The organism is Enterobacter sp. ENT02 (assembly GCF_019219165.1).
GTDB lineage: Bacteria > Pseudomonadota > Gammaproteobacteria > Enterobacterales > Enterobacteriaceae > Enterobacter > Enterobacter mori.
The window spans coordinates 348,885-375,303 of sequence record NZ_JAHUWD010000001.1; the positions used below are offsets into that span (position 1 = coordinate 348,885).

The following is a 26,419-nucleotide window of genomic DNA, read 5'->3' on the forward strand; positions in this document are numbered from 1 at the left end:
TTCGCAAAGCGCTCCTATCGTTGTGAAATCAAGTCAGTCAGTCGCTTCTGGCTGTTGCTTAACGTTGCACTGAGATCTTGTTGACCTACCGTGACGTTATGCACCATAGAACTGATAATGCCGGAACCCGTGACATCGCCCATGCGGGTGAAGTTTTTGTCACCCACGGCACCAAACACCTGCACGTTCGGGAACTGGGCGATCAGCTCGTAAGGCAGTTGCCCAAACGCTTTAATCACATCGTTGTTTTTCCAGGTTTCAGTGCCCACAACCCGTTTGTTCACGGGCAACGCTGCACCAGGCGACATCATGACCCAGTCTGTTGCGTTCTGAGCCTGCTCCATCCAGGTGACAAATTTCTCTGCCGCTTTGGTTTCCTCTTCGGTTTGACCTGTGGTGATCGTCAGTGATGTGATCATGCCGTAGACCGCAGAGGATTTTTCAGTAGGGACCACAAAGCCCAGGTTCGCGGGATTGCCGTCTTTGAAGACCGCCGGAAGGATGTAGGTGGAGTAAACGGCCATCGGCGCGGAGCCGTTCATAAAGGCGTCTTTGATCTCCATGACATCGTTTGATCCAGGCATGGTGGTTGCCGCCAGCGCTTTATAAAAGGCCAGCGCTTTCGTCATCTCTGGCGTATCAATCTCCACGTCACCTTTCGCATCAAAGACGTTTGCGCCACCCGAAAGGGCGAACTGGGAGAATGCCTGTTCCGTCATCACACTTTCTGCCGTTGGCAACGCAATGCCGTAGTGTTTCTTGCCCGGATCGTTGAGTTTCTGACTGGCTTGCAGCAACTGCTCCCAGTTATGCGGCTCTTCAATGCCCGCAGCCGCCAGGATGTCTTTGTGGTACCAGACGCCGGACAGCCAGGCACTGACAGGAACGCCGGTCCACGCCGTGCCGTCTTCAGTACGAACCACGCGAAGAATGCCGTCGTAGAAGGTGTCTTCCCCTACGGCTTTAATCGCTTCACCGATCGCGTCCCGATCCAGCAACTGCTCTTTGTCCATCACCTTTGCGTAGTCATGGCTGACTTCGATCACTTCCGGCAATGCGCCGGTACGGGCCAGAGTGATGACCTTGGTGTTGTAGGCATCCTCTTCCACCGGTACCTGTTTCACCGTGATGGTTGGGTTTTCCTTCTCGAATTTCTCAATCAGTTTCGTAATGACGGCCTGACGTTCCTGCTCCACCGACGAATGCATAAATTCAATGGTGACGTTCGATGGCTTGTCGTCCTTACATCCTGATATCAGGGCGCACGAAACCAGTGCTGACAGCAGCACAATTTTAGTCATCTTCATTTTTGAGGTCCTTTTTAGTTTTCTTTAATCCACATCACCTGCCATGGATTAAGGGTCAGAGTCGTACCGCTAATATTCTGTTTCGCAATCAGCTCCGTACCGGATATCCCTTCAGAATTCACGGTCTGAATATGTTGGCTAAAGTTAAATAATGCCGTTATTCGCTCACTCTTTTCGGTCACGCGAATAATTTTAAGAATATGTTCACCGGTTGTTTCGAAAAGTGCGTGACTGTCTGGATGAAATATCTGCTCCGCTCTGCGAATCGCAATCAATTCGCTTAGCTGTTTAAATATTTTATGGCGGATGCCTGTTTTGTTTGAGAGTTCTGAATCAATCTCACTGACAATGTATTTTTTGCGGTTAATTGCGCGATTATATCCTAGTCGCTCAACGCCTTCATAATCATTACGTGAGCCCAGCGCACTCTGAATATAAATGGCAGGTACGCCAGGAAAACTCAATAAGACCGCATGCGCCAGAATAAAGCGTGCAATACGTTCGTTATCAGGTGCATTTTTTGGGCTTAATGCGTCCAGATAGGTAACATTAATTTCATAAGGACTTCGGGTGCCATCAGGGTTATTTTTCCAGTTGACCAGAGCCCCTTCCTGCTGAAGTTTTTCCACCAGCGAAAGGATGTCGGATTCAGGTAAAATCCCGCGTAACGGATTCAGACCGATACCATCATGCGAAGCTAAAAAATTGAACCAGGTGGTTTTCGTGGAAGGGAGTTCCAGCGATGAGGCCCACTGGCTCAGGGTGCGGACATCCTGACGATGGATGGCATGCAACACCAGCGGCGGTAAAGAGAACTGATACACCATCTGCGCTTCATTTTCGCCGTTGCCGAAATAAGAGATGTTGTCTTTATGCGGTACGTTTGTTTCGGTGATGATGACCGTTCCCGGTGCCACAGCCTCGGTAATCGCGCGAAAGAGCTGGATGAGCTGGTGGGTTTGTTCCAGATGGATGCAGTGTGTTCCGGGGATTTTCCACATAAAACCCACGGCATCGAGACGGATGTAATTCGCCCCTTCCATCAGGTAATGAAGCAGTACATCCACCATCGCAATTAACACGTCCGGCGAAGCAAAGTTCAGATCGATCTGGTCTTCGCTAAAGGTGGTCCACAGGTGGCGGACGCTGCCGTCATGGAGCGTAAAAGGCGTCAGAAGCGGTAACGCTCGCGGGCGCGTCACGGCGGATAAGTCTGTTTCCGGATCGACAGAGATAAAGAAATCTTCATAGCCAGGCGTTTGCTGAAGATAGTTTGCAAACCATTGGCTTTTTGCCGACATATGATTGCACACGTAATCAAACATCAGGCTGGTGGACTGTTTTAATTCAGCAATATCACTCCAGGTTCCGGTTTCTGGTGCCACTTCATGATAATCGATAACAGAGAAACCATCGTCAGAGGACCACGGATAAAAAGGTAAAAGATGGACATGAGAAAAGGAATGAGAAAGCCACTTATTATAAAAACGGGTAAACACCGGCAGCGCTTTCTCCCCTGTTGCCGAAAACTGATCGGCATAGGTAATGAGGACGAGATCTTTTTCATCCCAGCCGGATTTACGTTTTTCCGTAATAAGAGAAGCGGCATTACCGATTTTTTCCAATAACACCTTGCGGTGTGTATCAGTAAAAGTTTCCCCGTAAATAAGATCAATGAGTTTATTAATTTTTGCGTTCACTTTGTTTTCCATGGTAGCGGTCCCACGGATCGCAATCTACTCCCATGGAAAATATCTGTCAACGGACCAGGAAGCATAAAATCGCCCTGACAAAGCAGCGCAGAGCAGTAATGTGAGCTACAGCAAAGAAAGAATAAAAAGACGGAGAGGAAGGCAGAAACGCCGCTAGCCCTTCTCTCGGGTGAGAAAGGGCTAACGTAATCGGGAAGGGTCAGGAAAAGTATCGACGAGAAACGCGTTTTGCCAGTTTCTGCAGCATCGGTTCCAGCGCCACGGCAAGCAGCATTCTGACCGGTTTACGGGCAACAGATTTTATCGCCCAGCCCGCCACACCGGCCGGACCGTAACGCAACGCTGTCAGCAGGACCAGTTTACCTGCGATTTTCAGGCCGGGTTTTACCTTCTGACCGGCCTGTTGCCAGTTTTGTTTCATTAATGTTCTCTCTTAAAGCTGATGAAAACGGCTTCTCAGCGTAAAGGTATCAGAGGTGATATAGCGTTCCATTTCCCGCAGCCGCTTTTCCCCTTCAGCCAGTTGATCATCAACGGCGTTGAGCAGATCGCTGCTGGTCGGGGCGCCTTCCGCCGCCAGTTCACCGTCAGGCATGGGATCGAGCACAAACGACAGAACGATATAGGCCACCAGAGTAATAAAAGCCAGACCAAAGAAAATCGACAATACCGTCACCACACGCACCAGTTTCACCGGTACATCGAGATAATGGGCCAATCCAGCACAAACGCCGCGTACCATGCCCTGCTGCGGGATGCGCCACAATTTTTTGTTCAGGTTCAGTCCAGACATTAACGCTCCCTCCAGTTCGGATGTTCTGCATCCAGGATAGCTTCCAGCGCCTGAATGCGATCGCGCATCTTATTCGCCTGATCGGTAAGCTGCACAAGGCGTTGTTGCTCACTCTGAGAAAGCTCTCCACGCGAAGAACGGTTACTGTAGTGCAGCCATAACCAAATCGGCAGAACGAACAGCACGAAGATGGTCAGGGGAATTGCCAGAAAAAGCGCGCTCATGTGTACTCCTTGTTTTATGATGCGGCACGCTCAGGTGCCGCACGAATTATTACTGGTTGTCTTGCTTCATTTTGGCTTTCAACGCCGCCAGCTGCTCGCTGATTTCGTCGTCGGCTTTCAAATCGGCAAACTGCTGATCCAGCGTTTTCTGCTTACCGATACTGTGACTTTCCGCTTCCGCTTCCATGTGGTCGATACGGCGTTCGAAAGATTCGAAACGGGCCATCGCTTCGTCCAGCTTACCGCTATCCAGCTGACGGCGAACGTCACGGGAAGAGCTTGCCGCCTGGTGGCGAAGCGTCAGCGCCTGTTGACGAGCGCGGGTTTCGCTGAGTTTATTCTCAAGCTCGCCGATCTCTTTCTTCATACGAGAGAGCGTGTCATCAACCAGCGTCACTTCGTGTTCGAGCGCGGTTACAACATCTGACAACTTCTGTTTTTCAATTAGCGCGGCACGAGCGAGGTCTTCTTTATCTTTACGTAACGCCAGTTCGGCTTTTTCCTGCCATTCGTTGAGCTGGGTGGTCGCCTGCTCAATGCGACGCGTGAGCTGCTTTTTCTCAGCCAGCGCACGAGCGGAGGTGGAACGCACTTCAACCAGCGTGTCTTCCATTTCCTGAATCATCAGACGCACCAGCTTCTGTGGATCTTCCGCTTTCTCAAGCAGTGAGTTGATATTGGCGTTCACGATGTCGGCAAAACGAGAAAAAATACCCATAATCAAATCCTCATATTTCTGTTATCGGGCGATGCCCTGCTACAGAGATAATACAAATCCCATGCCAACTTTTTATCTCATTGATATTATTAGATGTGATTGATATTTGCACATTATGGCACTATCCTCACCTGGTGAATATCACTAAGGAGTGGTTAATTTCATCATGACCGGATACAAAGACAACTTACTGGGTGAAGCGAACAGTTTTCTTGAAGTTCTTGAACAGGTTTCGCGCCTGGCGCCTCTCAATAAACCGGTACTCATTATCGGCGAGCGCGGTACGGGTAAGGAACTGATAGCCAACCGTCTCCACTATTTATCCGGGCGCTGGGATGGGCCATTTATTTCACTAAACTGCGCGGCGTTGAATGAGAATCTGCTCGACACTGAACTGTTTGGTCATGAAGCGGGTGCGTTTACCGGTGCACAAAAACGCCATCCCGGACGGTTCGAGCGTGCAGATGGCGGCACACTGTTCCTCGATGAACTGGCGACAGCCCCAATGCTGGTTCAGGAAAAGCTGCTGCGCGTCATTGAATATGGCGAGCTGGAGCGCGTCGGCGGAAGCCAGCCGCTGCAGGTTAACGTGCGTCTGGTCTGCGCGACCAACGCCAATCTGCCGGAAATGGTGGCGGAAGATACATTTCGCGCAGACCTGCTCGACAGGCTGGCGTTTGACGTCGTACAACTGCCGCCGCTGCGTGAAAGGCGCAGCGACATCATGCTGCTGGCAGAGCAGTTTGCCATCCAGATGTGCCGTGAGCTGGGTCTGCCTCTTTTCCCCGGCTTCAGCGATTACGCCACAGAAACCCTGCTCGGCTACCCGTGGCCGGGGAATATTCGTGAACTGAAAAACGTGGTAGAGCGTTCGGTTTATCGCCACGGCAGTAGCGAAACCGAACTGGACAACATTATTCTCGACCCGTTTAAGCGCAACGCTCGGCCCGCTGTTGTGCCTGTCGATAACACTGACGCGCCGTCTCTGCCGCTTGATTTGCGTCAATTTCAGCATAAACAGGAACAGCAGTTACTGGAACAGAGCCTCCAGCAGGCGAAATATAACCAGAAACAGGCGGCTGATTTGCTGGGTCTGACCTACCATCAATTAAGGGCATTGCTCAAAAAGCATCAAATGCGCTGACATTATCAGCACTTATCTGCAGACATTTTTACGAAGCAGGTGTAAGTGCGATACACTTTGCAGATCGAACCTAAAAACCTTAAAAATTATGCGTCTGGTTTTATCGTCCTTGTTGGCACTCGGTCTGTTCAGCAACCTGGCTGTTGCTGCGCCTGAGCGATCTGCGCTCCCTGATATTCGCGATAGCGGATTTGTCTATTGCGTCAGCGGGCAAGTTGATACCTTTAACCCGCAAAAAGCGGGTAGCGGCCTGATTGTCGATACGCTGGCCGCACAGCTGTACGATCGTCTGCTTGATGTTGATCCGTATACCTACCGCCTGGTGCCAGAGCTTGCTGAGAGCTGGGAAGTGCTGGATAACGGCGCAACCTACCGTTTCCATCTCCGCGATGATGTCGACTTCCAGCGCACGCCATGGTTTACCCCAACTCGCAAACTGAACGCGGATGACGTGGTGTTTACCTTCCAGCGCATCTTTGACCGTCACCATCCGTGGCATAACGTTAACGGCGAAAACTTCCCCTATTTCGACAGTCTGCAGTTTGCCGATACCGTCAAAAGCGTGCGCAAGCTGGATAACCGGACGGTGGAGTTCCGGCTGGTTCGCCCGGATGCCTCTTTCCTCTGGCATCTGGCAACGCACTATGCGTCAGTGATGTCGGCAGAATACGCGGCTACGTTGACGAAAAAAGATCGCCAGGAACTGCTCGACCGCCAGCCTGTCGGCACTGGCCCGTTCCAGCTGGCAGAGTATCGTGCCGGACAGTTTATTCGCCTGCAGCGTCACGAACATTTCTGGCGCGGCACGCCGCTGATGCCCCAGGTGGTTGTCGATCTGGGCTCTGGCGGTACAGGACGTCTTTCGAAGCTGTTAACCGGTGAGTGCGATGTGCTTGCCTGGCCAGCAGCCAGCCAGCTGACCATTCTGCGTGACGATCCGCGTCTGCGCCTGACATTGCGTCCGGGGATGAACATTGCCTATCTGGCGTTCAACACCGACAAACCGCCGCTGAACAATCCTGCCGTTCGCCACGCGCTGGCGTTAGCAATCAATAACCAGCGTCTGATGCAGTCGATTTACTACGGTACCGCAGAAACGGCGGCTTCTATTTTACCGAGAGCCTCCTGGGCCTACGACGGCGAAGCTAAAATTACGGAATACAATCCGGCGAAAGCGCGCGAACAGCTCAAGGCTCTGGGAGCGGAAAACCTGACGCTGCAACTCTGGGTGCCGACCAGTTCACAGGCGTGGAACCCAAGCCCGCTGAAAACAGCGGAACTGTTGCAGGCCGATATGGCGCAGGTGGGCGTTAAAGTGATCATCGTCCCTGTCGAAGGTCGTTTCCAGGAGGCTCGCCTGATGGATATGAACCATGATTTGACGCTGGCGGGCTGGTCTACCGACAGTAACGACCCGGACAGCTTCTTCCGCCCGTTGCTCAGCTGCGCCGCGATTAACTCGCAGACCAACTACGCGCACTGGTGTCATCGGGAATTTGATGCCGTGTTACAAAAAGCGCTCGCCTCACAACAGCTTGCGTCGCGGATAGAAGCCTACGACGAAGCTCAGAATATTTTGGCTCGGGAACTCCCGGTGCTCCCGCTGGCCTCATCCCTGCGCTTGCAGGCCTATCGGTACGATATTAAAGGGCTGGTACTGAGTCCGTTTGGCAACGCCTCCTTCGCAGGGGTCACTCGTGAAAAAGAGCAAGAGGTGAAGAAACCATGATCATATTTACCTTGCGCCGTCTGCTGTTGCTGTTGGTTACGCTGTTCTTTTTGACCTTCGTGGGCTTTAGCCTGAGCTATTTCACGCCCCACGCCCCGCTTCAGGGGTCGTCACTGTGGGATGCGTGGCTGTTCTGGTTTAACGGCGTACTGCACTGGGACTTCGGGGTTTCCAGCATTAACGGACAGCTGATCTCAGAACAGTTGAAAGAGGTTTTCCCGGCGACCATGGAACTGTGCATCCTGGCTTTTGGCTTTGCTTTGATGGTGGGCATTCCCGTGGGGATGCTGGCGGGCATTTATCGCAATAAATGGCAGGATAAATTTATCAGCGCCATTGCGCTGCTCGGCTTTTCAATCCCGGTATTTTGGCTGGCGCTGTTGCTCACCCTCTTCTTCTCTCTGACGCTGGGCTGGCTGCCGGTTTCCGGGCGATTCGATCTGCTTTATACGGTTAAAACGGTGAGCGGGTTTGCCATCATCGATGCATGGCTTTCGGATTCGGTCTGGCGCGATGAGATGATCATGAGTGCGCTGCGTCATATGGTGCTGCCGGTTCTGACTTTAGCCGTTGCGCCTACCACCGAAGTGATCCGCCTGATGCGCATCAGCACCATTGAGGTGTTCGATCAAAACTACGTCAAAGCGGCCGCCACGCGCGGGCTGTCGCGTCTGACTATTCTGCGTCGCCATGTGCTGCACAATGCGCTGCCGCCGGTTATTCCCCGCCTGGGATTACAATTCTCTACCATGCTCACGCTGGCGATGATCACGGAGATGGTCTTTAGCTGGCCGGGTCTGGGGCGCTGGATGATCAACGCCATTCGCCAGCAGGATTACGCAGCGATCTCCGCCGGTGTGATGGTGATTGGCTCACTGGTGATTATTGTGAACGTTCTTTCCGATATTTTGGGTGCCATGGCCAACCCTCTGAAGCATAAGGAATGGTATGCCTTACGATAGCGTATACAGTGAAAAGCGCACGCCCGGTGCGCTACGTACCGTGTGGCGTAAATTCTATGGTGACACCACGGCTATGATCGGCCTTTACGGCTGCGCTGGCCTGGCCTTGCTGTGCGTGTTGGGTTCGTGGTTTGCACCCTATGGCATCGATCAGCAGTTCCTTGGCTATCAACTTTTGCCGCCTTCGTGGTCCCGCTATGGTGAAGTCTCCTTCTTCCTCGGGACTGACGATCTTGGACGTGACGTGTTAAGCCGCCTTCTGAGCGGCGCGGCCCCGACGGTGGGCGGTGCGTTTGTGGTTACGCTGGCGGCCACGATCTGCGGCCTGGCACTGGGCATTTTTGCAGGCTCTACTCACGGCCTGCGTTCGGCGGTGCTGAACCACATTCTGGATACCCTGCTCTCTATTCCATCTTTGCTGCTTGCCATTATCGTCGTGGCGTTCGCTGGGCCACATCTGTCACACGCGATGTTTGCCGTCTGGCTGGCGATCCTGCCGCGTCTGGTTCGCTCGGTATACAGCCTGGTGCATGACGAGCTGGAAAAAGAGTACGTTGTCGCGGCCCGTCTGGACGGCGCGACCACGTTTAATATTTTGTGGTTTGCCGTATTGCCAAACATTGCTGCCGGACTGGTCACAGAGATCACCCGCGCCCTGTCGATGGCTATCCTGGACATCGCCGCGCTGGGTTTCCTCGATCTGGGGGCGCAACTGCCCTCCCCTGAATGGGGTGCAATGCTCGGTGATGCCCTGGAGCTTATCTATGTCGCACCGTGGACGGTCATGCTGCCAGGGGCAGCCATTATGGTGAGCGTACTGCTGGTTAACCTGCTGGGCGACGGCATTCGCCGTGCGATTAATGCGGGGGTGGAATAATGCCGTTACTTGATATCCGCAACCTGACAATCGAATTCAAGACCGGTGAAGGCTGGGTGAAGGCAGTGGACCGCATCAGCATCACGCTTGCTGAAGGCGAAATCCGCGGGCTGGTTGGAGAATCTGGCTCCGGTAAGAGCTTGATCGCCAAAGCCATCTGCGGCGTGGCGAAGGACAACTGGCGCGTCACCGCTGACCGCATGCGCTTTGATGATATCGACCTGCTGCGCCTCTCCCCTCGGGAACGCCGCAAGCTGGTGGGTCATAACGTGTCGATGATTTTCCAGGAGCCGCAATCCTGTCTTGACCCATCCGAGCGCGTGGGTAAACAGCTGATGCAGAACATCCCCGGCTGGACCTATAAAGGACGCTGGTGGCAGCGTTTTGGCTGGCGCAAGCGCCGTGCCATTGAGCTACTGCACCGTGTCGGGATTAAAGATCACAAAGACGCGATGCGTAGCTTCCCTTACGAACTGACCGACGGCGAATGTCAAAAAGTGATGATTGCCATCGCGCTGGCAAACCAGCCACGCCTGCTGATTGCTGATGAACCCACAAACGCGATGGAGCCCACCACGCAGGCGCAAATTTTCCGCCTGCTGACGCGTCTTAATCAGAACAATAACACCACCATTTTGCTGATCAGCCATGACCTGCAGATGCTGAGCAAATGGGCGGATAAAATTGACGTGATGTATTGCGGTCAGACGGTCGAAACTGCCGTCAGTGAAGATCTGGTAAATACACCGCATCATCCATACACCCAGGCACTGATCCGCGCGATACCGGATTTCGGTAGCGCGATGCCGCATAAAAGCCGTCTGAATACTTTGCCGGGTGCCATTCCCCTGCTGGAGTCGTTGCCTATTGGCTGCCGTCTGGGGCCACGTTGTCCCTACGCTCAGCGTAAATGCATTGAGACGCCGCGTCTCACAGGGGCGAAAAGCCACCTTTACGCCTGTCATTTCCCGCTGAACATGGAGAGAGAGTGAAATGGTCGAAACCTTACTGGAAGTTCGTAACCTGAGTAAGACATTTCGCTACCGCACAGGGCTCTTTCACCGCCAGACCGTAGAGGCGGTAAAGCCGTTGAGCTTCACGCTGCGCGAGAAACAGACGCTGGCGATCATTGGCGAGAACGGTTCCGGAAAATCCACGCTGGCGAAAATGCTGGCGGGCATGGTTGAGCCAACCGATGGCGAAGTGCTGATTGACGATCACCCGCTAAAATTTGGTGACTACTCTTTCCGCAGCCAGCGCATCCGCATGATCTTTCAGGATCCGTCTACTTCCCTCAATCCGCGCCAGCGAATTTCGCAGATCCTGGATTTCCCGCTGCGGTTGAATACCGACCTGGAGCCTGAAGCCCGACGTAAACGCATCGTCGAAACGCTGCGTTTAGTCGGACTGCTTCCCGATCATGTAAGCTACTACCCGCACATGCTTGCACCGGGTCAGAAACAACGTCTGGGGCTGGCACGCGCGTTGATTCTGCGTCCTAAGGTGATTATTGCCGATGAAGCCCTTGCCTCGCTGGATATGTCGATGCGTTCGCAGTTAATTAACCTGATGCTGGAATTACAGGAAAAACAGGGTATCTCTTATATCTACGTGACCCAGCATCTTGGCATGATGAAACACATCAGCGACCAGGTCATGGTGATGCACCAGGGTGAAGTTGTCGAACGAGGAAGTACGGCTGATGTGCTGGCCTCCCCGCTGCACGATTTGACAAAACGGCTCATCGCCGGGCATTTCGGTGAAGCATTGACCGCCGATGCGTGGAGAAAAGATCGATAAGCACGAGATAGACGCTCCTGACGCAGCACTGAACTAAATTACTCAGCTGAATTAAGGATTAAATAGTTTATATACGCTATTTAATCCTTTGCATTTTCGTCTCCACCCCCGCTCCATATTTCACACAAAATAAATCAATAGTTCCCCTCCAGAATATCCAGAAATTACGGAGGAGAAGAAATGAATAACGCCACTTACGTTCTCAAATACACTGAATATCTAATAAGAAAATGCCGCTCTTTTTTAATCACAGACCTGCATTTCCATACTACCAGGCTTAAAAAAGCCTCAGGAAGAATCCCAGACATTCAATCACCCACTACGTTGAGTGAAAAAATATGTCATCGTCTGGTCTATGATCATAATAACCTCTACACAATGCTCGCCGATAAACTCGCCGTTCGGGCATACGTATCCTCCAGAACAAAACGAGTGAAAACGGTGCCCCTAATTGGCGTTTATTCCCGGGCGTCTCAGATTGATTTTTCAGCACTCCCTGACAAGTTCGTCCTTAAGTGCAACCATGACAGTGGCAGCACAATAATATGTACAAACAAAGCGCAATTTAACTATAGGGAAGCGTGTATAAAACTGAGTCTCGCGCTAAAGAAAAATTTGTATTACACCACGCGCGAATGGCAATACAAAAACATTGCGCCGAGTATACTTTGTGAGCCACTCATCGATCTCTTCGATGATGCTGACAGGGATATAACGCCCGAAATGCTCAGGATCCATTGCTTTCATGGCGTTGCCCACTATATTGAAGCGGATTTTACGGATGATAACGGCAAAGGTTTTATCAACGTTTATGACAGGCACTGGAACTTACAACCCTTTCAGATGGAATATCCGAATACTTCAGCAGATCCAGGCGAACCGGTCTTGTTCCGACAGGCATTGTTGGCATCCCAGGAGCTGGCGGCTGGAATTGACTACTGCCGCGTTGACCTTATGCTAAAGAAAGATGAAATCTATTTCAGTGAAATAACCTTAAGCCCAAGACGCGGTAAACTGACGATTACCCCGCAGGAATGGGATGCTAAGTTAGGAAAAATATGGCATTTATCGCGGGCAGGAACATTTGACCTGCCGCTGAATCTCACGAGTCGGGCCAGGTGAGTTTAAATATCGAATGGTTTTGCGTCGATAAGGTATAGGTAACATCGCCATCATGAGCCAGCATGATGGCTTTTACCACCGACAGGCCCAAACCACAGCCTTCCGGGTTCAAATGTCTGGTGCCATTATCGCGCTGAAAGGGCTGAAATAAAAAATCATGAAACTCCCTGGGGATGCCCGGTCCCCCGTCCTGAATAAGGATATAATTGCCTTTATCAGAAACGCCATTTTTCACGATGAGTTTGCGCGAGGTTGAATAGTGTAAGGCATTGTCAAATAAAACGGTCAGACACTGATTGATGCGTAATGGATCGAATACGCATTGCTGATCTCTCAGTTCAGTATTGACGGTAAATGCCTTACGGTTGAACTCGGGCATGAATGTATCGAGTGCATCCTGTATTGTCCCTTTTAGATCCGTTCTGGACTGATATAAGGTGTATCCCGCCCCGCCACCCGAACTGATAACCCGGAGATCTTCAATCAGACGGGTTAACCCTTCCGTCTGCTTGAGAAGATTATTAAACAGAACCGGCTCCGGGGTAAAAACACCGTCAACCAACCCCTGAAGCCGTCCGCGTAAGATCGTGACCGGGGTTCTCAGCTCGTGTGCAATAGCGGCATTCCAGGATTTCCTCTGAATATCCAGCGTCTGTAATTTTTCCGCCATTTCATTGAAATCCGTCACAAGGTGATTGATCTCACCAAGCCGGGAACTGGTACAAAATGCCCGGGCGTCCAAATCGCCCTGAGAAATCTTTTTCAGGCTGGACGCTACTGCGTTAAGCGGGGTGAGTATTCGCGATGAAAGTTTGACCGTGAAAAAGAGTGCAATAATCAGACTAACCGTTGTCACGGTCCCAATCCATACCCAGTCCCACATCGTCATCTGCTCGTCATCGCCCGCAGCAGCGCCACCCGGGAGATGATCCAGAATAAAGGAGTAAAAAAACCAGGAGCCCAGTATGGCGATGGCAATTATCGTAAACGTCAGCAACAGCATATACGTTAAGATCTGACGGCTCAGGACAGACTCTTTGTTCATTTCTTTTCCCCAAGCCGATAGCCCATACCTCTGATGCTCTCGGGAACACCGTAAAGGCCAGCAAGCTCCAGTTTTTTACGCAACTTGCTCATATGGCTGTCAACCGTTCTGTCGAGAGTATCACCTTCCGGCAGACACGCGTTGAGTAACTCTTCGCGCGAGCAGACCCTTCGCGGATATCTCACCAGCCAGGTAAGTAATTTAAATTCGGTCGTCGTTAATACCGGGGAGATAACCTCTTCGCCCACGGTGACTTCCACGTAGAAGTCATCCGGATAGACCGTAATAAATGGCGTTCTGAGCGGCAGGGAACCCGCATGCTGTAGCGTGGGTTTCGTCCTGCGCAGCACCGCCTCAACCCGTGCGACAACTTCTGAAGGATTGAAGGGTTTGATCACGTAATCATCCGCGCCCAGTCTCAGCCCCATGAGTTTATCGACATCCTGATCAAGAGCAGAAACCATAATAACGGGGACAGAACTTTCCTGACGAAGCGTGGTAAGTACGCTCCAGCCGTCACATAGGGGCAGATGAATGTCCAGCAAGATGAGATCCGGTTTATGGAGGCGATTAAGCGTTATTGCCTGCTCGCCCTGGCTGGCCCTAAGCGTTTTCATTCCCGAGCGTTCTAAGTAGCTCATGAGTATATCGGCGATTTCATCTTCATCTTCAACGACAAGGATCAGTGTATTTTTGTACATTTTATCTCCGTGGGTGAAATCCCTTTGAGCACGCTATCAGACATCTTTAGCACAATAAGACACAGTCTTCGGGAAAAAGTGCCGTGGTCACAAAATTTTCCGGGGTGGATTTAAATTCCCTGTTATTTCTCCACACAGCATACACATTCAGGCAATAAAGACTCGACAATGCCTGTTCAAAATAGCTGTGCAGGCATATGCCGTCTTTTCATCGATCGTAACTAATTAATCCTGTCCCTTAAAGACATTCTGAAGTTGGCTGAGATAATGAACATGGAACTCTCTAAATATTTTCACCCTAAAAAAATCGGCATATATTCCCTGTTCCTGATGCTGTCCTGGGGATTATTATATATTTGGCTAGTGCTGATACACAGACTGGACGAAAAAGTCGCCTCGACACTACCCTCTTCCCCCATCATGTATGGCTGCATCGCATTGTCGGTTGTCTCTTTGACAATCCAAAATAAAGCTGGCGCGCTGACTGAACTACTTGTCATCGCCTTCTGGTTAATGGTGATTTTTGTTTATCTCATTATTACGTTCACCGTGCTGTTAAACGTGATGCCCGACATCGAAGATCTGATTTTTTATTACGAGTGTTATTTGATCATTTTTTTTGGCGGAACACCGCTGTACCTCATTATGAGAATGATTTGAATCTGAGCTCCACACGTCCTCCACAAACCACCCATATCCTCTAAACAGGCACGCGGTAGTCTCTCTACCTCATTTTTTTCACAAAAATAATACACTGAAAAAGTCTGACACGACTTACCCATAATGATGAATCGTAATAATAATCTCCGTTCTTCGGAATCTGTCGGTGTGATGCACTCGCTTAAAAAACTCGCGATACGGCACCGAAAAAAATTGGTTGTCACTTTCTTGCTGGTGGTGGCCGAAAACGTCACTTTTTTACTTTATCCCGTTCTGGCAGGTATCACGATAAATGCCATCCTCGCAGGTGAGACGCTTAACGCCGCGCTGTATGGCCTGATGGTACTTTGTATGTGGTTCATCGGCGCGGCCAGACGGAGCGTAGACACCCGCACGTTTGCACGCATTTATGCCGGACTCGCGGTATCCGTCGTCCTGGCACAGCGCAAATATCAGCTAAACCATTCGGCAATCGCCGCCAGGGTAACGCTCTCGCGCGAATATGTGGATTTCTTTGAAATGCACCTTCCCCTGCTTATTACATCGCTGAGTTCACTTTTTGGTGCTGCAATCATGTTGCTGTTTCTTGAATTTTGGGCCGGCGTCATGTGCTTTGCGATTGTACTTATCCTCCTGGGATTTGTTTCCGGATATGCCCGTAAAAATGAATGGCTTTTCATGCGCCTGAATAATCGGCTGGAAAAAGAAGTGGATTATGTTCATCAGGCGGGTACGGCCACCCTTCACCGACATTACTCCACGCTTGCGCGTTTACGTATCGCATTATCTGACCGCGAGGCGTGGGGTTATTTGTGGGTTGGCGTACTTGTTGCCGCACTTTTTACGCTGACTATCGTCTGGATGACGCGCTCAACCGGCATCACCGCCGGACATATCTATTCCGTGATGACCTACATGTGGATGTTCGCGACGAGTCTCGATGACGCACCGCAGCTTCTTGAGAAGTTTTCGCAACTCAGGGACATCGGTAAACGCGTTTCCACTGATGATGAAATTCACGTAACTGGACGTTAATTTAATGCCTCATTTTTTTATTGAACGCCCCGTTTTTGCCTGGGTAGTGGCGCTTTTTATCGTTCTGGCGGGACTTCTTTCTATTCCCCGTTTACCGATTTCGCAGTATCCGGCGGTGGCACCACCGGGAATCATTATTTCCGTCAGTTACCCGGGGGCCAGCCCCGATATCATGAATACGTCGGTGGTGTCGTTAATAGAACGCGAAATCTCTGGAGTCGATAACTTGCTCTATTTCGAATCATCCAGTGACACAACCGGTTCAGCATCAATTACCGTCACCTTTAAACCAGGCACGGACATCAAGCTGGCGCAGATGGACCTGCAGAATCAGATTAAGATCGTTGAGCCTCGTTTACCTCAGGCGGTAAGACAAAACGGCATTAACGTAGAGGCCGCTAATTCTGGATTCTTAATGATGGTGGGGCTGAAGTCCGCGACAGGTCAATTTGAGGAAGCCGATTTAAGCGACTACTTTGCCAGAAACGTCAGTGACGAGCTTCGTCGCGTGCCCGGCGTAGGGAAAGTTCAGCTATTTGGCGGCGAAAAAGCGCTGCGCATATGGTTGGATCCAACGAAGCTCCACAGCTATGGGCTTTCGGTAAGTGATGTTCTTACCGCTGTTGGCCAGCAAAATGCCCTGGTTTCGCCCGGTAAAACGGGAGATGAGCCAGCATCTGAAGGACAAGGTGTAACGTATCCCATCACCGTAAAGGGACAGCTCTCTTCGGTCGAGGCGTTCAGGAATATCACCCTGAAATCTGACGCATCCGGCGCCCGCCTGAAACTGTCCGACATTGCGCGGATTGAATCTGGCCTGCAAAGCTACGCCTTTGGTATCCGCGAAAATGGCGTGCCCGCAACGGCGGCGGCAATCCAGCTGTCGCCTGGCGCGAATGCAATGAGTACGGCTTCAGGCGTACGGGCGCGCATCGACGAGCTTTCCCGGGTGTTACCCGACGGAATGGCGTTTACGATCCCCTTCGATACCGCGCCGTTTGTAAAACTTTCTATCATGAAAGTTGTTCAGACATTTGTGGAAGCGATGATCCTCGTCTTCCTGGTTATGCTGCTGTTTCTGCACAAGATACGCTGTACGCTTATCCCGGCGATCGTTGCTCCCGTCGCACTTCTTGGCACCTTCACGGTGATGCTGTTGAGCGGCTACTCCATCAATATTCTGACGATGTTCGGCATGGTGCTGGCGATAGGGATTATTGTTGATGATGCCATTGTGGTCGTAGAAAGCGTTGAACGACTGATGGAGGAAAAAAGCCTGTCCCCGCGTGACGCCACGCGGCAAGCCATGCAGGAAATCACCCCGGCGATTATAGGCATCACGCTGGTGCTAACCGCCGTCTTTATCCCCATGGGGTTTGCTGAAGGTTCCGTCGGGATTATCTACCGACAATTTTGTATTTCCATGGCGGTCTCCATACTGCTGTCCGCGTTTCTTGCCCTGACACTGACACCTGCCCTGTGCGCAACGTTACTCAAGCCGCATAGGGCAGGAAAGAGCGGAGGTGGAGGGTTCGCGGCAGGGTTTAACGCACGCTTCCGTTCGCTCACGGTCTGTTACGAAGCCGGGCTGGGTGCCGTTCTGAAGCGAAGCGGACGTATGCTGTTGCTGTACGTTGCGCTTTGCGCTGCGCTGTTTTTAGGAATATCTACGTTACCGTCGTCCTTTCTGCCGGACGAAGATCAAGGCTACTTTATGTCCTCAATCCAGCTGCCTTCTGATGCCACGATGCAGCGCACCCTCAACGTGGTTAAAAAGTTTGAAGAGAAAATTGCGGCCCGGCCGGATATTGAAAGCAACATAATGATCCTGGGGTTTGGGTTTTCAGGTTCGGGACCGAATTCGGCTATGGCCTTCACCACGCTGAAGGACTGGAAAAATCGGCAGGGTTCGACGGCTCAGGAAGAAGCCGACCATATACAGGCCAGCATGGCGAACGTCTCGGATGCCGTCACGATGAGCCTGCTCCCGCCGGCCATTTCGGATATGGGCACCTCTTCGGGGTTCACCTGGTACGTGCAGGACAGAGCAGGACTGGGCTACGAGACGTTAAAGCGTGCTGCCGACGCGCTGGTCCTGCACGCTAATCAGCGCCCTGAACTGAGTGACGTCTACATAGACGGTCTGCCGGAAGGAACAAGCCTCGCGCTCCAGGTTGACAGAGAAAAGGCGGAAGCGATGGGCGTCTCATTTGATGAAATCAACCAGACGCTCTCCGTCACCCAAGGCTCAAATTACGTCAATGACTATACGAATAACGGCCGCGTTCAGCAGGTGATTATTCAGGCCGATGCGCCCTACCGAATGCAACCTGAACAGATACTGACATTATCAGTGAAAAACCGGTTGGGGCAGATGGTACCGGTATCTACGTTTGCCACGCTTTCCTGGAACGTTGCGCCGCAGCAGTTGACGCGTTACCAGGGATATTCTGCTATTCGCATTACCGGAAATGCGGCTTCGGGAGAGTCCAGCGGCACCGCAATGAAAATTATGGAGAGTTTGTCCAGAGATTTACCTCAGGGCATGGCGGGCGAGTGGGCCGGAAGTTCATTACAGGAGCGAAAATCGGAGTCTCAGCTTCCGGGCCTTATCGTCCTGTCGATCCTGGTCGTATTTATGGTACTCGCCGCCCTGTATGAGAGCTGGTCTATTCCTTTTGCGGTCATGCTGGTCGTTCCGCTGGGTCTTATCGGCGCGGTGATAGCTGTGTCTGTTGCCGGCATGACGAATGACGTTTTCTTCAAGGTCGGCCTGATTACGCTTATCGGCCTGTCAGCCAAGAACGCCATTTTAATTGTTGAATTTGCCAGGCAACTCCATCGCCAGGGGCAGCCCCTGCTGGCGGCAACCATTCATGCCGCCAGCCAGCGCCTGCGCCCTATTCTGATGACCTCGTTAGCCTTTACTTTAGGGGTTGTTCCCTTGATGCTGGCCAGGGGGGCGAGCGACAGTACGCAGCATGCCATCGGTACCGGCGTATTTGGAGGCATGATCAGCGGTACGCTTCTCGCGATCTTCTTCGTACCCGTTTTCTTTATCGTCATTGCGCGTTTCGTCGACAACATCAGGAAAGCGTGAATACCCTGGTGGGATCACCCTTCCTCTCTGGTTGGATGAGGCGAAGCTGTTGCCGGGTGATATACTGGACGAATGCTGAAATTTTGAGCCCCCGCGAGTCCGCGGTGCATTCTTCGGGGCAGGCGTCTTCGGAGAAGTGCGAGAAATATCGTGACACAAGGGGCTGTGAGTGGGCTATAATTTCGAGCTAATTTCGAATGATTTTGAAATACTGCCTGTAACGCTATGAATTACAAGGCAAAATTAGCAATGAATATAAGGATTAAAGCTATGGGTTTTCTTTCCGGTAAGCGCATTCTGGTGACTGGCGTTGCCAGCAAACTGTCCATCGCATACGGCATCGCACAGGCAATGCATCGCGAAGGCGCTGAGCTGGCGTTCACCTACCAGAACGACAAGCTGAAAGGCCGTGTTGAAGAGTTTGCCGCGCAGCTGGGTTCCAGCATTGTTCTGGAATGTGACGTTGCACAAGACGAAAGCATCGATGGCATGTTTGCTGAACTGGCTAAAACGTGGGAGAAATTCGACGGTTTCGTTCACTCCATCGGTTTCGCGCCTGGCGATCAGCTGGACGGCGACTACGTGAACGCGGTTACCCGTGATGGCTTCAAAATCGCTCACGACATCAGCTCCTACAGCTTCGTTGCGATGGCAAAATCCTGCCGCGCGATGTTGAACCCGGGCGCAGCCCTGCTGACCCTGTCCTACCTGGGCGCAGAGCGTGCTATCCCTAACTACAACGTGATGGGTCTGGCTAAAGCCTCTCTGGAAGCCAACGTTCGCTACATGGCGAATGCAATGGGTCCTGAAGGCGTGCGCGTTAACGCCATCTCTGCAGGTCCTATCCGCACCCTGGCCGCTTCCGGTATTAAAGATTTCCGTAAAATGCTGGCACACTGCGAAGCGGTTACCCCGATTCGTCGTACTGTGACCATTGAAGATGTGGGTAACTCTGCAGCTTTCCTGTGCTCTGACCTTTCTGCGGGTATCTCCGGCGAAGTGGTTCACGTTGACGGCGGTTTCAACATCGCTGCCATGAACGAGCTGGAAATCAAATAAGCGCGTGACTCTCTTCCCGTCCGGGAAGAGAGTTTCTCTCCCCCTGCAGCGCTCTTCGTTATTCCCTTCTGTTATTTGTTATCACCTAACAATATTTTTCCCCTCATCCGCCTTACGCCAGGATATTGATCGCCATTTTGAGATCAAGGAACGCCCATGGAACAACGCCGCTTTTCCGGCAAAGGCCACTGGTATCATGAAACCCAGTCCAACCACTCGCAAACGGATGTCCTGCCTTTGGTGCCCGAAGCCGCTAACGTCGACGATCGTTTTTTGCTCGATTTAGAACTCCCTGAAAAGATTGTCACCGCCTGCCATGGCTGGCTCGCTCCCGCCAGGGCCTTGTGCCACCTTCTGTTCCCGCTCAATATTGAGGTTAACCGACTGCACACACTCAGTGCGTACGACAGACTCAGCACGGCGTTGACGGTCGCTCAGGCGTGTGGTGTTCAGCGACTTTGTAACCACTACGCTGCCCTGCTCGCCCCCCTCCCTGGTCCTGACTCCTCACGCGAAAGCAATCGCCGCCTGGCACAAATCACGCAATATGCCCGCCAACTTGCCAGCTCACCAGACGTCATTGACCACAAAGCGCAGCTACAGCTCGATGAAGTGGGCCTGACAACCTATGACATTGTGCTGATCAACCAGATTATCGGCTTTATTGGCTTTCAGGCGCGTGTTGTGGCGGTGTTTCAGGCGTTGCTGGGGCATCCTGTACGCTGGTTGCCCGGACACCATATTCCGCCGCATTCCTTACCGGTGACTATTCGTGTCTGGACCCCTGTACTGCCCGTCGTCGAACTGCGCTACGCGACCCCATTCCAGCTTGAGTCGCTTTCACGCTGGCAAGCAGAGCCAGAACTTCAGGCGCTCACGCCGGTGCTGAGCCACGAGCCTGCGCTACTCAACCTGACGGGCGAGATTCTGATCAATCACCGTCAAAGCGAGCCACAAACGCACGGGGCGCTTACTGCGGCAGTAGAGCTACTGACCCGTTCACCGGATCGTTTTAGCGCGGCACAATTCACGCCGCTGATTGATGCTGGGATCCCTGATATCCGCGCCATCAATCTGCTTACTCAAAGTGCATTTACTGGCTGGCTCGACCGCCTGCGAGTGGCGCTTGGCAAAGCGGAATAACCGTATTTTTTACCCAAAGAGCGCTTGCTGAAGCAGTAAGATTCGCGTAAAACTGTCAGCCGCTCAATGGCTACGAAAATAGAACATTATGTTTCAGGACAACCCGCTGCTAGCGCAGCTTAAACAGCAACTGCATTCCCAGACGCCGCGTGCAGAAGGGGTCGTAAAAGCCACGGAAAAGGGCTTTGGCTTCCTTGAAGTTGACGGGCAAAAGAGCTATTTCATCCCGCCTCCGCAGATGAAAAAAGTGATGCACGGCGATCGTGTCACAGCGGTTATTCATACGGAAAAGGAACGCGAGTCCGCCGAGCCAGAAGAACTGATTGAACCCTTCCTGACTCGCTTCGTGGGCAAGGTACACAGAAAAGATGACCGTCTTTCCATCGTGCCGGACCATCCCCTCCTGAAAGATGCTATTCAGTGCCGTGCTGCACGTGGCGTTGAGCATGATTTTAAAGAGGGTGACTGGGCCGTTGCTGAAATGCGCCGCCACCCTCTCAAAGGCGACCGTGGTTTCTATGCTGAGCTGACGCAATTTATCACCTTCGGCGACGACCACTTCGTCCCGTGGTGGGTAACGCTGGCGCGTCACAATCTTGAAAAAGAGGCGCCAGACGGCGTCGCGACAGAAATGCAGGACGAAGGTCTGTCACGCCGTGACCTGACCAGTCTGGACTTTGTCACCATCGACAGTGCCAGCACCGAAGACATGGACGATGCGCTGTTTGCAGAAGAGACTGCGGATGGCAAAGTGCATCTCACCGTCGCGATTGCCGATCCTACCGCCTGGATTGTCGAAGGCAGTAAACTGGACGATATGGCAAAAGTGCGTTCGTTCACCAACTACCTGCCGGGCTTCAATATCCCGATGCTGCCGCGTGAACTCTCTGACGATCTCTGCTCGCTGCGCCCGAATGAAGTGCGCCCGGTACTCGCCTGCCGCATGACTATCGCCGCCGACGGCACGATTGAAGACGATATCGAATTTTTTGCTGCGACCATCGAGTCCAAAGCCAAGCTGGCCTATGACGACGTGTCCGACTGGCTGGAAAACACCGGCACCTGGCAACCTGAAAACGACGCCATTGCCGCGCAAATTCGACTGTTGCATCGCGTGTGTCTGAACCGCAGTGAATGGCGTAAAACCCATGCGCTGGTCTTTAAGGATCGTCCGGACTACCGTTTCGTGTTGGGTGAAAAAGGCGAAGTGCTGGATATCGTTGCTGAACCACGCCGTATCGCTAACCGTATTGTTGAAGAAGCCATGATTTCGGCCAACATTTGTGCCGCCCGCGTATTGCGCGACAAGTTAGGCTTCGGCATCTATAACGTGCATACCGGATTCGATCCGGCTAACACTGAGGCGCTGGCTGCCCTGCTGAAAACGCATGACGTGCATGTCGATCCTGAAGAAGTGCTGACGCTGCAAGGCTTCTGCAAACTTCGTCGCGAACTCGATGCGCAACCATCCGGTTTCCTCGACAGCCGTATTCGCCGCTTCCAGTCCTTTGCCGAAATCAGCATCGAACCGGGCCCGCATTTCGGTCTGGGGCTTGAAGCCTATGCTACCTGGACCTCTCCGATTCGTAAGTACGGCGACATGGTAAACCATCGCCTGCTGAAAGCGATTATCAAAGGGGAATCGGTCGCACGTCCTCAGGATGATTCCACCGTGCAAATGGCCGAGCGCCGCCGCCTGAACCGTATGGCTGAACGCGATGTCGGTGACTGGCTGTACGCGCGCTTCCTGAATGATAAAGCTGGAACGGATGCCCGCTTCCCGGCAGAAATCATTGATATCAGCCGCGGCGGTATGCGCGTACGTCTGGTGGACAACGGTGCCGTTGCTTTCATTCCTGCGCCATTCCTGCATGCTGTACGCGACGAACTGGTGTGTAGCCAGGAAAACGGAACCGTGCAAATCAAAGGCGAAACGGTTTACAAAGTCACTGAGGTGATTGATGTGAATATCGCTGAAGTTCGCATGGAAACGCGCAGCATTATTGCGCGCCCGGTCGCCTTATAAGCTGTTAAATTGTCGACCCTTTCCTTCATGGGTGGGTCGACAAATTCTTCTCTCATCACAAACCACAAAATCACTGACTATTTTCAGTCTCCTCCCGCCCAAAATCGCCATAATTATCTACATTAAAAGAATCCCTTGATATTCGGTTACGTGAATTTTTATCTGCTGAGTATCCTTTTTAACCTGACTCGTTTTATTATAAGAAATCAGGGAAAAAACAATAAGTTCACTTCGGTTTTGCCGCTGTATCACAACGGAAAAGTCGACAACAAATGAATGATTTGTGCGCTAATGAGTAGCTGCGGGAGAAAACAGGATGGACGATTTGGAGCAGAATTTGCTGTTTCGTTACATGGGAACCCACAGCCCCTGGTGGCGACTGACCGCTGACAGCAATGCTCTGCATCTCTCCACCAGTGAAAATGCCGATGTGACGCAAGTGATCGCGCTGAATGATGAACAGGCCGCGCTCATCCGCCAGTTAACCGTTATCACTTCCAGTATCTCGATGACCCTCTCTTTGTACGGTGAAGATGTTCCTGTCCATCTGGTCGGGCGCAAAATTACCCGAAACGAGTGGGCCGGTACAGCCTCTGCCTGGCACGATACCCCTTCCGTTGCGCGCGATCTGGCGCAGGGCCTCTCTTTTGCAGAACAGGTTGTCTCAGAAGCCAATTCAGTTATCGTTATCCTGGACCAGAACGGCAATATCCAGCGCTTTAACCGCCTGAGTGAAGAGTACACCGGGCTGAAAGAGCACGAGGTGATCGGGCAAAACGTCTTCAAACTGTTTATGACCCGCAGCGAAGCCGCTGCTTCAAGACGTAATATCGCCGGTTTTTTTCGTAACGGCAGTTCCTACGAAGTTGAACGCTGGGTCAAGACCCGCAAAGGGCAGCGATTGTTTCTGTTCAGAAACAAATTTGTTCACAGCGGCAGCGGTAAAAATGAAATTTATCTTATCTGTTCCGGTACCGATATCACGGAGGAGCGGCGTGCTCAGGAACGCCTGCGCGTGCTGGCTAATACGGATACCATCACCGGACTGCCAAACCGAAACGCGATCCACGAGCTGATTTCCGATGCCATCGCCACCCGGGGAGACACTCAGGTCGGCGTGGTCTATCTCGACCTGGATAATTTTAAAAAGGTTAACGATGCCTATGGGCACATGTTTGGCGACCAATTATTGCAGGCCGTCGCCCTTGCCATTCTGAGTTGTCTGGATGAAGGTCAGGTGCTGGCGAGACTCGGCGGTGATGAGTTTATTGTGATGGCAACCGATACTTCGCAAGGCTCACTGGAAGCCATGGCATCGCGTATTTTGAGCCGGTTACGGCAACCCTTCCGCATCGGCTTAATTGAAATTTATACCGGCTGCTCTCTGGGCGTCGCCCTTGCCCCGCAGCATGGCAACGACCGCGAGAGCGTCATTCGCAACGCGGATACCGCGATGTATACCGCGAAAGAGAACGGGCGAGGCAAGTTCTGCGTTTTCTCTCCAGAGATGAACCAGCGCGTGTTCGAATATCTTTGGCTGGATACCAACCTGCGCAAAGCGCTGGATAACGACCAGCTCTTGATCCACTATCAGCCGAAAATGACCTGGCGCGGTGAAGTCAGAAGCCTGGAAGCGCTGGTGCGCTGGCAATCGCCAGAGCGCGGACTTATTCCTCCGCTGGAATTTATCTCTTACGCTGAGGAGTCCGGATTGATTGTGCCGCTCGGTCGCTGGGTTATGCTGGACGTGGTGCGTCAGGTGGCTAAATGGCGCGATAAAGGCATTAACCTGCGGGTGGCGGTCAACGTATCAGCGCGTCAACTGGCAGACCAGACCATATTCAGTGACCTGAAACAGGCGCTGAAGGATCTGAATTTTGAATATTGCCCTATCGATGTTGAACTGACCGAGAGCTGTCTTATCGAAAACGAAGAGCTGGCCCTTTCGGTCATCCAGCAGTTCAGCCAGCTTGGAGCGCAAATTCATCTGGACGATTTCGGTACAGGCTATTCATCCCTGTCACAGCTGGCGCGTTTTCCTATCGATGCCATCAAGCTCGATCAGTCGTTTGTGCGGGATATCCATAAACAATCCATTTCGCAGTCGTTGGTCCGTGCGATTGTGGCCGTCGCTCAGGCACTGAATCTGCAGGTCATTGCGGAAGGCGTGGAGAGCGCAAAAGAAGACGCCTTTCTGACTAAGAACGGCGTCAACGAACGGCAAGGTTTTCTGTTTGCTAAGCCGATGCCCGCTGCCGTTTTCGAGCGATGGCTAAAGCGCTATCAGTCACGAAAGATGCGTTAACTGGCCTGGCGCAACCCCGCCGCCTGATGGCGGTTTTGCAGCATAACCAGACGTTCCATATAAGCGATATCTTTCGGTTCAAGGCAAAACGCGGCATCGACCCAGTCTTCTGTAATATCCATCAGTTCACTGCGTGGCAGCTGCAAAACGCGGGTGCGCGCGCGCAGCATTGCCCTTACACCGTTCAGTTTAGGCTGCAGCGTGTCGATAAATGTTCGGACGGTGACATAGCTTTGTCCCGGTTCAAACAGCACATCCACCAGTCCGTGCTGTTCGTACCACTCAGCCGTATGGGATTCCCCTTTGTAGATGAGCTCCTCTGCCAGCTTCATGCCTGAGCGGCGTGCAACGAGCGAATAGCCCCCCATCCCGGGGAAAAGATTAAAGGCGATCTCCGGGAACCCTAACCGGGTATCGCGCTGAGCCAGGAGAAAATGGTGCGCCAGCGCAGCCTCGAAGCCGCCTCCTAAGGCGCTCCCTTCGACCATCGCCAGCGTAATTGCCCCGGTATCAAAACCCCGTGATGCGGCGTGTACGCAATCAACACAGGCACGCGCATATGCACGTAATGCTTCCCGGCGCCCGTTTTGAATACAGTCTACGAAGAACTGCAAGTCCCCACCGGCGTTATACATATCGGGTACCAGCGATCCGGTAACCCAAAAATCGACCGCAAAACCGGACTGGCGAACCAGCCAGGAAAGATTCATGATCTCCTCTATTAATGCGTGGTTGAAGCAAGGGCGCGGTTGCGACCGCAACATCATCCAGACAGTGCGACGCTCCGCCTCATAATAGCCCGCTAGCTGAGTGAAACGTTCAGTATCGGTAAACAGTGTGCAGGTTGCTTGATTGATAACGGTCATAGTCTAATTCCTCTTAAAAAAAAGCGCCTTGCGCGCAGTTTTAGACTAATCCACTCATTAACCCTGCAGCATGAGAGGGAATAAAATTATC

The 26,419-nt window shown here is 52.3% G+C and carries 23 protein-coding genes; 14 read left to right on the forward strand and 9 right to left on the reverse strand.

All coding sequences use genetic code 11. The annotated features are described in order from the left end of the window. Nucleotides 1-14: 14 nt before the first annotated feature. The 6 genes from KW829_RS01510 to pspA all read right to left on the reverse strand — a co-directional run bounded on the left by KW829_RS01510 (nt 15) and on the right by pspA (nt 4,754). The gene (locus KW829_RS01510) at nt 15-1,307 is read right to left on the reverse strand and encodes an ABC transporter substrate-binding protein (protein WP_100166160.1); all 1,293 of its coding nucleotides are present in this window, start codon (nt 1,305-1,307) and stop codon (nt 15-17) included. A gap of 14 nt (nt 1,308-1,321) precedes the next feature. Then, a complete protein-coding gene (locus KW829_RS01515) occupies nt 1,322-3,019 on the reverse strand; it encodes a sugar phosphorylase (protein ID WP_029485096.1) in 1,698 nt (565 codons plus the stop codon). A gap of 199 nt (nt 3,020-3,218) precedes the next feature. Further along, on the reverse strand, nt 3,219-3,440 hold the full coding sequence (gene pspD, locus KW829_RS01520; protein ID WP_010431696.1) for a phage shock protein PspD: 222 nt from the start codon (nt 3,438-3,440) through the stop codon (nt 3,219-3,221). 12 nt (nt 3,441-3,452) lie between these two features. Beyond that, nucleotides 3,453-3,812 carry an envelope stress response membrane protein PspC gene (gene pspC / locus KW829_RS01525; RefSeq protein ID WP_010431697.1) on the reverse strand — a complete coding sequence of 120 codons (360 nt, stop codon included), beginning with the start codon at nt 3,810-3,812 and terminating at the stop codon, nt 3,453-3,455. After that, complete coding sequence (pspB, locus tag KW829_RS01530) at nt 3,812-4,036, reverse strand: envelope stress response membrane protein PspB (RefSeq protein ID WP_010431698.1); 225 nt, start codon at nt 4,034-4,036, stop codon at nt 3,812-3,814. Before pspB ends, pspC begins: the two co-directional genes overlap by 1 nt. Nucleotides 4,037-4,085: 49 nt before the next feature. Then, nucleotides 4,086-4,754, reverse strand: coding sequence for a phage shock protein PspA (gene pspA / locus KW829_RS01535; protein ID WP_010431699.1), 669 nt, complete (start codon nt 4,752-4,754; stop codon nt 4,086-4,088). A gap of 166 nt (nt 4,755-4,920) precedes the next feature. On the opposite strand from pspA, the gene pspF reads away from it, so the two are divergent. From pspF to KW829_RS01570, 7 genes are all read left to right on the forward strand, one after another. Then, on the forward strand, nt 4,921-5,898 hold the full coding sequence (gene pspF, locus KW829_RS01540; RefSeq protein ID WP_010431700.1) for a phage shock protein operon transcriptional activator: 978 nt from the start codon (nt 4,921-4,923) through the stop codon (nt 5,896-5,898). An 88-nt stretch (nt 5,899-5,986) separates the two neighbouring features. After that, on the forward strand, nt 5,987-7,627 hold the full coding sequence (gene sapA, locus KW829_RS01545) for an ABC transporter substrate-binding protein SapA (RefSeq protein WP_218307470.1): 1,641 nt from the start codon (nt 5,987-5,989) through the stop codon (nt 7,625-7,627). Then, on the forward strand, nt 7,624-8,589 hold the full coding sequence (sapB, locus tag KW829_RS01550) for a putrescine export ABC transporter permease SapB (protein WP_010431704.1): 966 nt from the start codon (nt 7,624-7,626) through the stop codon (nt 8,587-8,589). The genes sapA and sapB overlap by 4 nt, the downstream gene beginning before the upstream one ends. After that, on the forward strand, nt 8,576-9,466 hold the full coding sequence (gene sapC / locus KW829_RS01555; RefSeq protein ID WP_089600639.1) for a putrescine export ABC transporter permease SapC: 891 nt from the start codon (nt 8,576-8,578) through the stop codon (nt 9,464-9,466). The genes sapB and sapC overlap by 14 nt, the downstream gene beginning before the upstream one ends. Next, on the forward strand, nt 9,466-10,458 hold the full coding sequence (sapD, locus tag KW829_RS01560; RefSeq protein ID WP_089600637.1) for a putrescine export ABC transporter ATP-binding protein SapD: 993 nt from the start codon (nt 9,466-9,468) through the stop codon (nt 10,456-10,458). Before sapC ends, sapD begins: the two co-directional genes overlap by 1 nt. A 1-nt stretch (nt 10,459) precedes the next feature. After that, nucleotides 10,460-11,266 (forward strand): putrescine export ABC transporter ATP-binding protein SapF, encoded by an 807-nt coding sequence (gene sapF / locus KW829_RS01565; RefSeq protein ID WP_089600634.1) that lies wholly within the window; start codon nt 10,460-10,462, stop codon nt 11,264-11,266. 180 nt (nt 11,267-11,446) lie between these two features. Continuing rightward, the gene (locus KW829_RS01570; protein WP_089600632.1) at nt 11,447-12,388 is read left to right on the forward strand and encodes an ATP-grasp fold amidoligase family protein; all 942 of its coding nucleotides are present in this window, start codon (nt 11,447-11,449) and stop codon (nt 12,386-12,388) included. Here KW829_RS01570 and KW829_RS01575 read toward each other — a convergent pair. Further along, a complete protein-coding gene (locus KW829_RS01575) occupies nt 12,369-13,433 on the reverse strand; it encodes an ATP-binding protein (protein ID WP_010431712.1) in 1,065 nt (354 codons plus the stop codon). The genes KW829_RS01570 and KW829_RS01575 overlap by 20 nt on opposite strands. Continuing rightward, nucleotides 13,430-14,134 (reverse strand): response regulator, encoded by a 705-nt coding sequence (locus KW829_RS01580; RefSeq protein WP_218307471.1) that lies wholly within the window; start codon nt 14,132-14,134, stop codon nt 13,430-13,432. The genes KW829_RS01575 and KW829_RS01580 overlap by 4 nt, the downstream gene beginning before the upstream one ends. A gap of 273 nt (nt 14,135-14,407) precedes the next feature. Here KW829_RS01580 and KW829_RS01585 point away from each other — a divergent pair, with 273 nt between their 5' ends. From KW829_RS01585 to pdeR, 7 genes are all read left to right on the forward strand, one after another. Beyond that, entirely contained in the window at nt 14,408-14,794 is a 387-nt protein-coding gene (locus KW829_RS01585; RefSeq protein WP_010431716.1) for a hypothetical protein, read from the forward strand. Between the two features lie 123 nt (nt 14,795-14,917). After that, nucleotides 14,918-15,829 (forward strand): ABC transporter six-transmembrane domain-containing protein, encoded by a 912-nt coding sequence (locus KW829_RS01590; RefSeq protein WP_010431717.1) that lies wholly within the window; start codon nt 14,918-14,920, stop codon nt 15,827-15,829. A 4-nt stretch (nt 15,830-15,833) separates the two neighbouring features. Continuing rightward, nucleotides 15,834-18,929: a multidrug efflux RND transporter permease subunit gene (locus tag KW829_RS01595; RefSeq protein WP_010431720.1), complete on the forward strand. Its 3,096-nt coding sequence runs from the start codon at nt 15,834-15,836 to the stop codon at nt 18,927-18,929. Between the two features lie 270 nt (nt 18,930-19,199). Next, complete coding sequence (gene fabI, locus KW829_RS01600; RefSeq protein WP_010431723.1) at nt 19,200-19,988, forward strand: enoyl-ACP reductase FabI; 789 nt, start codon at nt 19,200-19,202, stop codon at nt 19,986-19,988. Nucleotides 19,989-20,144: 156 nt separating this feature from the next. Further along, nucleotides 20,145-21,131 (forward strand): CMD domain-containing protein, encoded by a 987-nt coding sequence (locus KW829_RS01605; protein ID WP_010431725.1) that lies wholly within the window; start codon nt 20,145-20,147, stop codon nt 21,129-21,131. An 88-nt stretch (nt 21,132-21,219) separates the two neighbouring features. After that, nucleotides 21,220-23,157, forward strand: coding sequence for an exoribonuclease II (locus KW829_RS01610; protein ID WP_218307472.1), 1,938 nt, complete (start codon nt 21,220-21,222; stop codon nt 23,155-23,157). Between the two features lie 316 nt (nt 23,158-23,473). Beyond that, a complete protein-coding gene (gene pdeR, locus KW829_RS01615) occupies nt 23,474-25,462 on the forward strand; it encodes a cyclic di-GMP phosphodiesterase (RefSeq protein WP_010431729.1) in 1,989 nt (662 codons plus the stop codon). Here pdeR and KW829_RS01620 read toward each other — a convergent pair. Then, complete coding sequence (locus tag KW829_RS01620; protein WP_010431731.1) at nt 25,459-26,328, reverse strand: crotonase/enoyl-CoA hydratase family protein; 870 nt, start codon at nt 26,326-26,328, stop codon at nt 25,459-25,461. The two genes, pdeR and KW829_RS01620, sit on opposite strands and share 4 nt — an antisense overlap. Nucleotides 26,329-26,419 lie beyond the last annotated feature (91 nt).

Bases quoted from the DNA above. Each gene is read 5' to 3' on its own strand.
- KW829_RS01510 (WP_100166160.1), bottom strand. From the start codon at position 1,307: ATGAAGATGACTAAAATTGTGCTGCTGTCAGCACTGGTTTCGTGCGCC.
- KW829_RS01515 (WP_029485096.1), bottom strand. From the start codon at position 3,019: ATGGAAAACAAAGTGAACGCAAAAATTAATAAACTCATTGATCTTATT.
- pspD (WP_010431696.1), bottom strand. From the start codon at position 3,440: ATGAAACAAAACTGGCAACAGGCCGGTCAGAAGGTAAAACCCGGCCTG.
- pspC (WP_010431697.1), bottom strand. From the start codon at position 3,812: ATGTCTGGACTGAACCTGAACAAAAAATTGTGGCGCATCCCGCAGCAG.
- pspB (WP_010431698.1), bottom strand. From the start codon at position 4,036: ATGAGCGCGCTTTTTCTGGCAATTCCCCTGACCATCTTCGTGCTGTTC.
- pspA (WP_010431699.1), bottom strand. From the start codon at position 4,754: ATGGGTATTTTTTCTCGTTTTGCCGACATCGTGAACGCCAATATCAAC.
- pspF (WP_010431700.1), top strand. From the start codon at position 4,921: ATGACCGGATACAAAGACAACTTACTGGGTGAAGCGAACAGTTTTCTT.
- sapA (WP_218307470.1), top strand. From the start codon at position 5,987: ATGCGTCTGGTTTTATCGTCCTTGTTGGCACTCGGTCTGTTCAGCAAC.
- sapB (WP_010431704.1), top strand. From the start codon at position 7,624: ATGATCATATTTACCTTGCGCCGTCTGCTGTTGCTGTTGGTTACGCTG.
- sapC (WP_089600639.1), top strand. From the start codon at position 8,576: ATGCCTTACGATAGCGTATACAGTGAAAAGCGCACGCCCGGTGCGCTA.
- sapD (WP_089600637.1), top strand. From the start codon at position 9,466: ATGCCGTTACTTGATATCCGCAACCTGACAATCGAATTCAAGACCGGT.
- sapF (WP_089600634.1), top strand. From the start codon at position 10,460: ATGGTCGAAACCTTACTGGAAGTTCGTAACCTGAGTAAGACATTTCGC.
- KW829_RS01570 (WP_089600632.1), top strand. From the start codon at position 11,447: ATGAATAACGCCACTTACGTTCTCAAATACACTGAATATCTAATAAGA.
- KW829_RS01575 (WP_010431712.1), bottom strand. From the start codon at position 13,433: ATGAACAAAGAGTCTGTCCTGAGCCGTCAGATCTTAACGTATATGCTG.
- KW829_RS01580 (WP_218307471.1), bottom strand. From the start codon at position 14,134: ATGTACAAAAATACACTGATCCTTGTCGTTGAAGATGAAGATGAAATC.
- KW829_RS01585 (WP_010431716.1), top strand. From the start codon at position 14,408: ATGGAACTCTCTAAATATTTTCACCCTAAAAAAATCGGCATATATTCC.
- KW829_RS01590 (WP_010431717.1), top strand. From the start codon at position 14,918: ATGATGAATCGTAATAATAATCTCCGTTCTTCGGAATCTGTCGGTGTG.
- KW829_RS01595 (WP_010431720.1), top strand. From the start codon at position 15,834: ATGCCTCATTTTTTTATTGAACGCCCCGTTTTTGCCTGGGTAGTGGCG.
- fabI (WP_010431723.1), top strand. From the start codon at position 19,200: ATGGGTTTTCTTTCCGGTAAGCGCATTCTGGTGACTGGCGTTGCCAGC.
- KW829_RS01605 (WP_010431725.1), top strand. From the start codon at position 20,145: ATGGAACAACGCCGCTTTTCCGGCAAAGGCCACTGGTATCATGAAACC.
- KW829_RS01610 (WP_218307472.1), top strand. From the start codon at position 21,220: ATGTTTCAGGACAACCCGCTGCTAGCGCAGCTTAAACAGCAACTGCAT.
- pdeR (WP_010431729.1), top strand. From the start codon at position 23,474: ATGGACGATTTGGAGCAGAATTTGCTGTTTCGTTACATGGGAACCCAC.
- KW829_RS01620 (WP_010431731.1), bottom strand. From the start codon at position 26,328: ATGACCGTTATCAATCAAGCAACCTGCACACTGTTTACCGATACTGAA.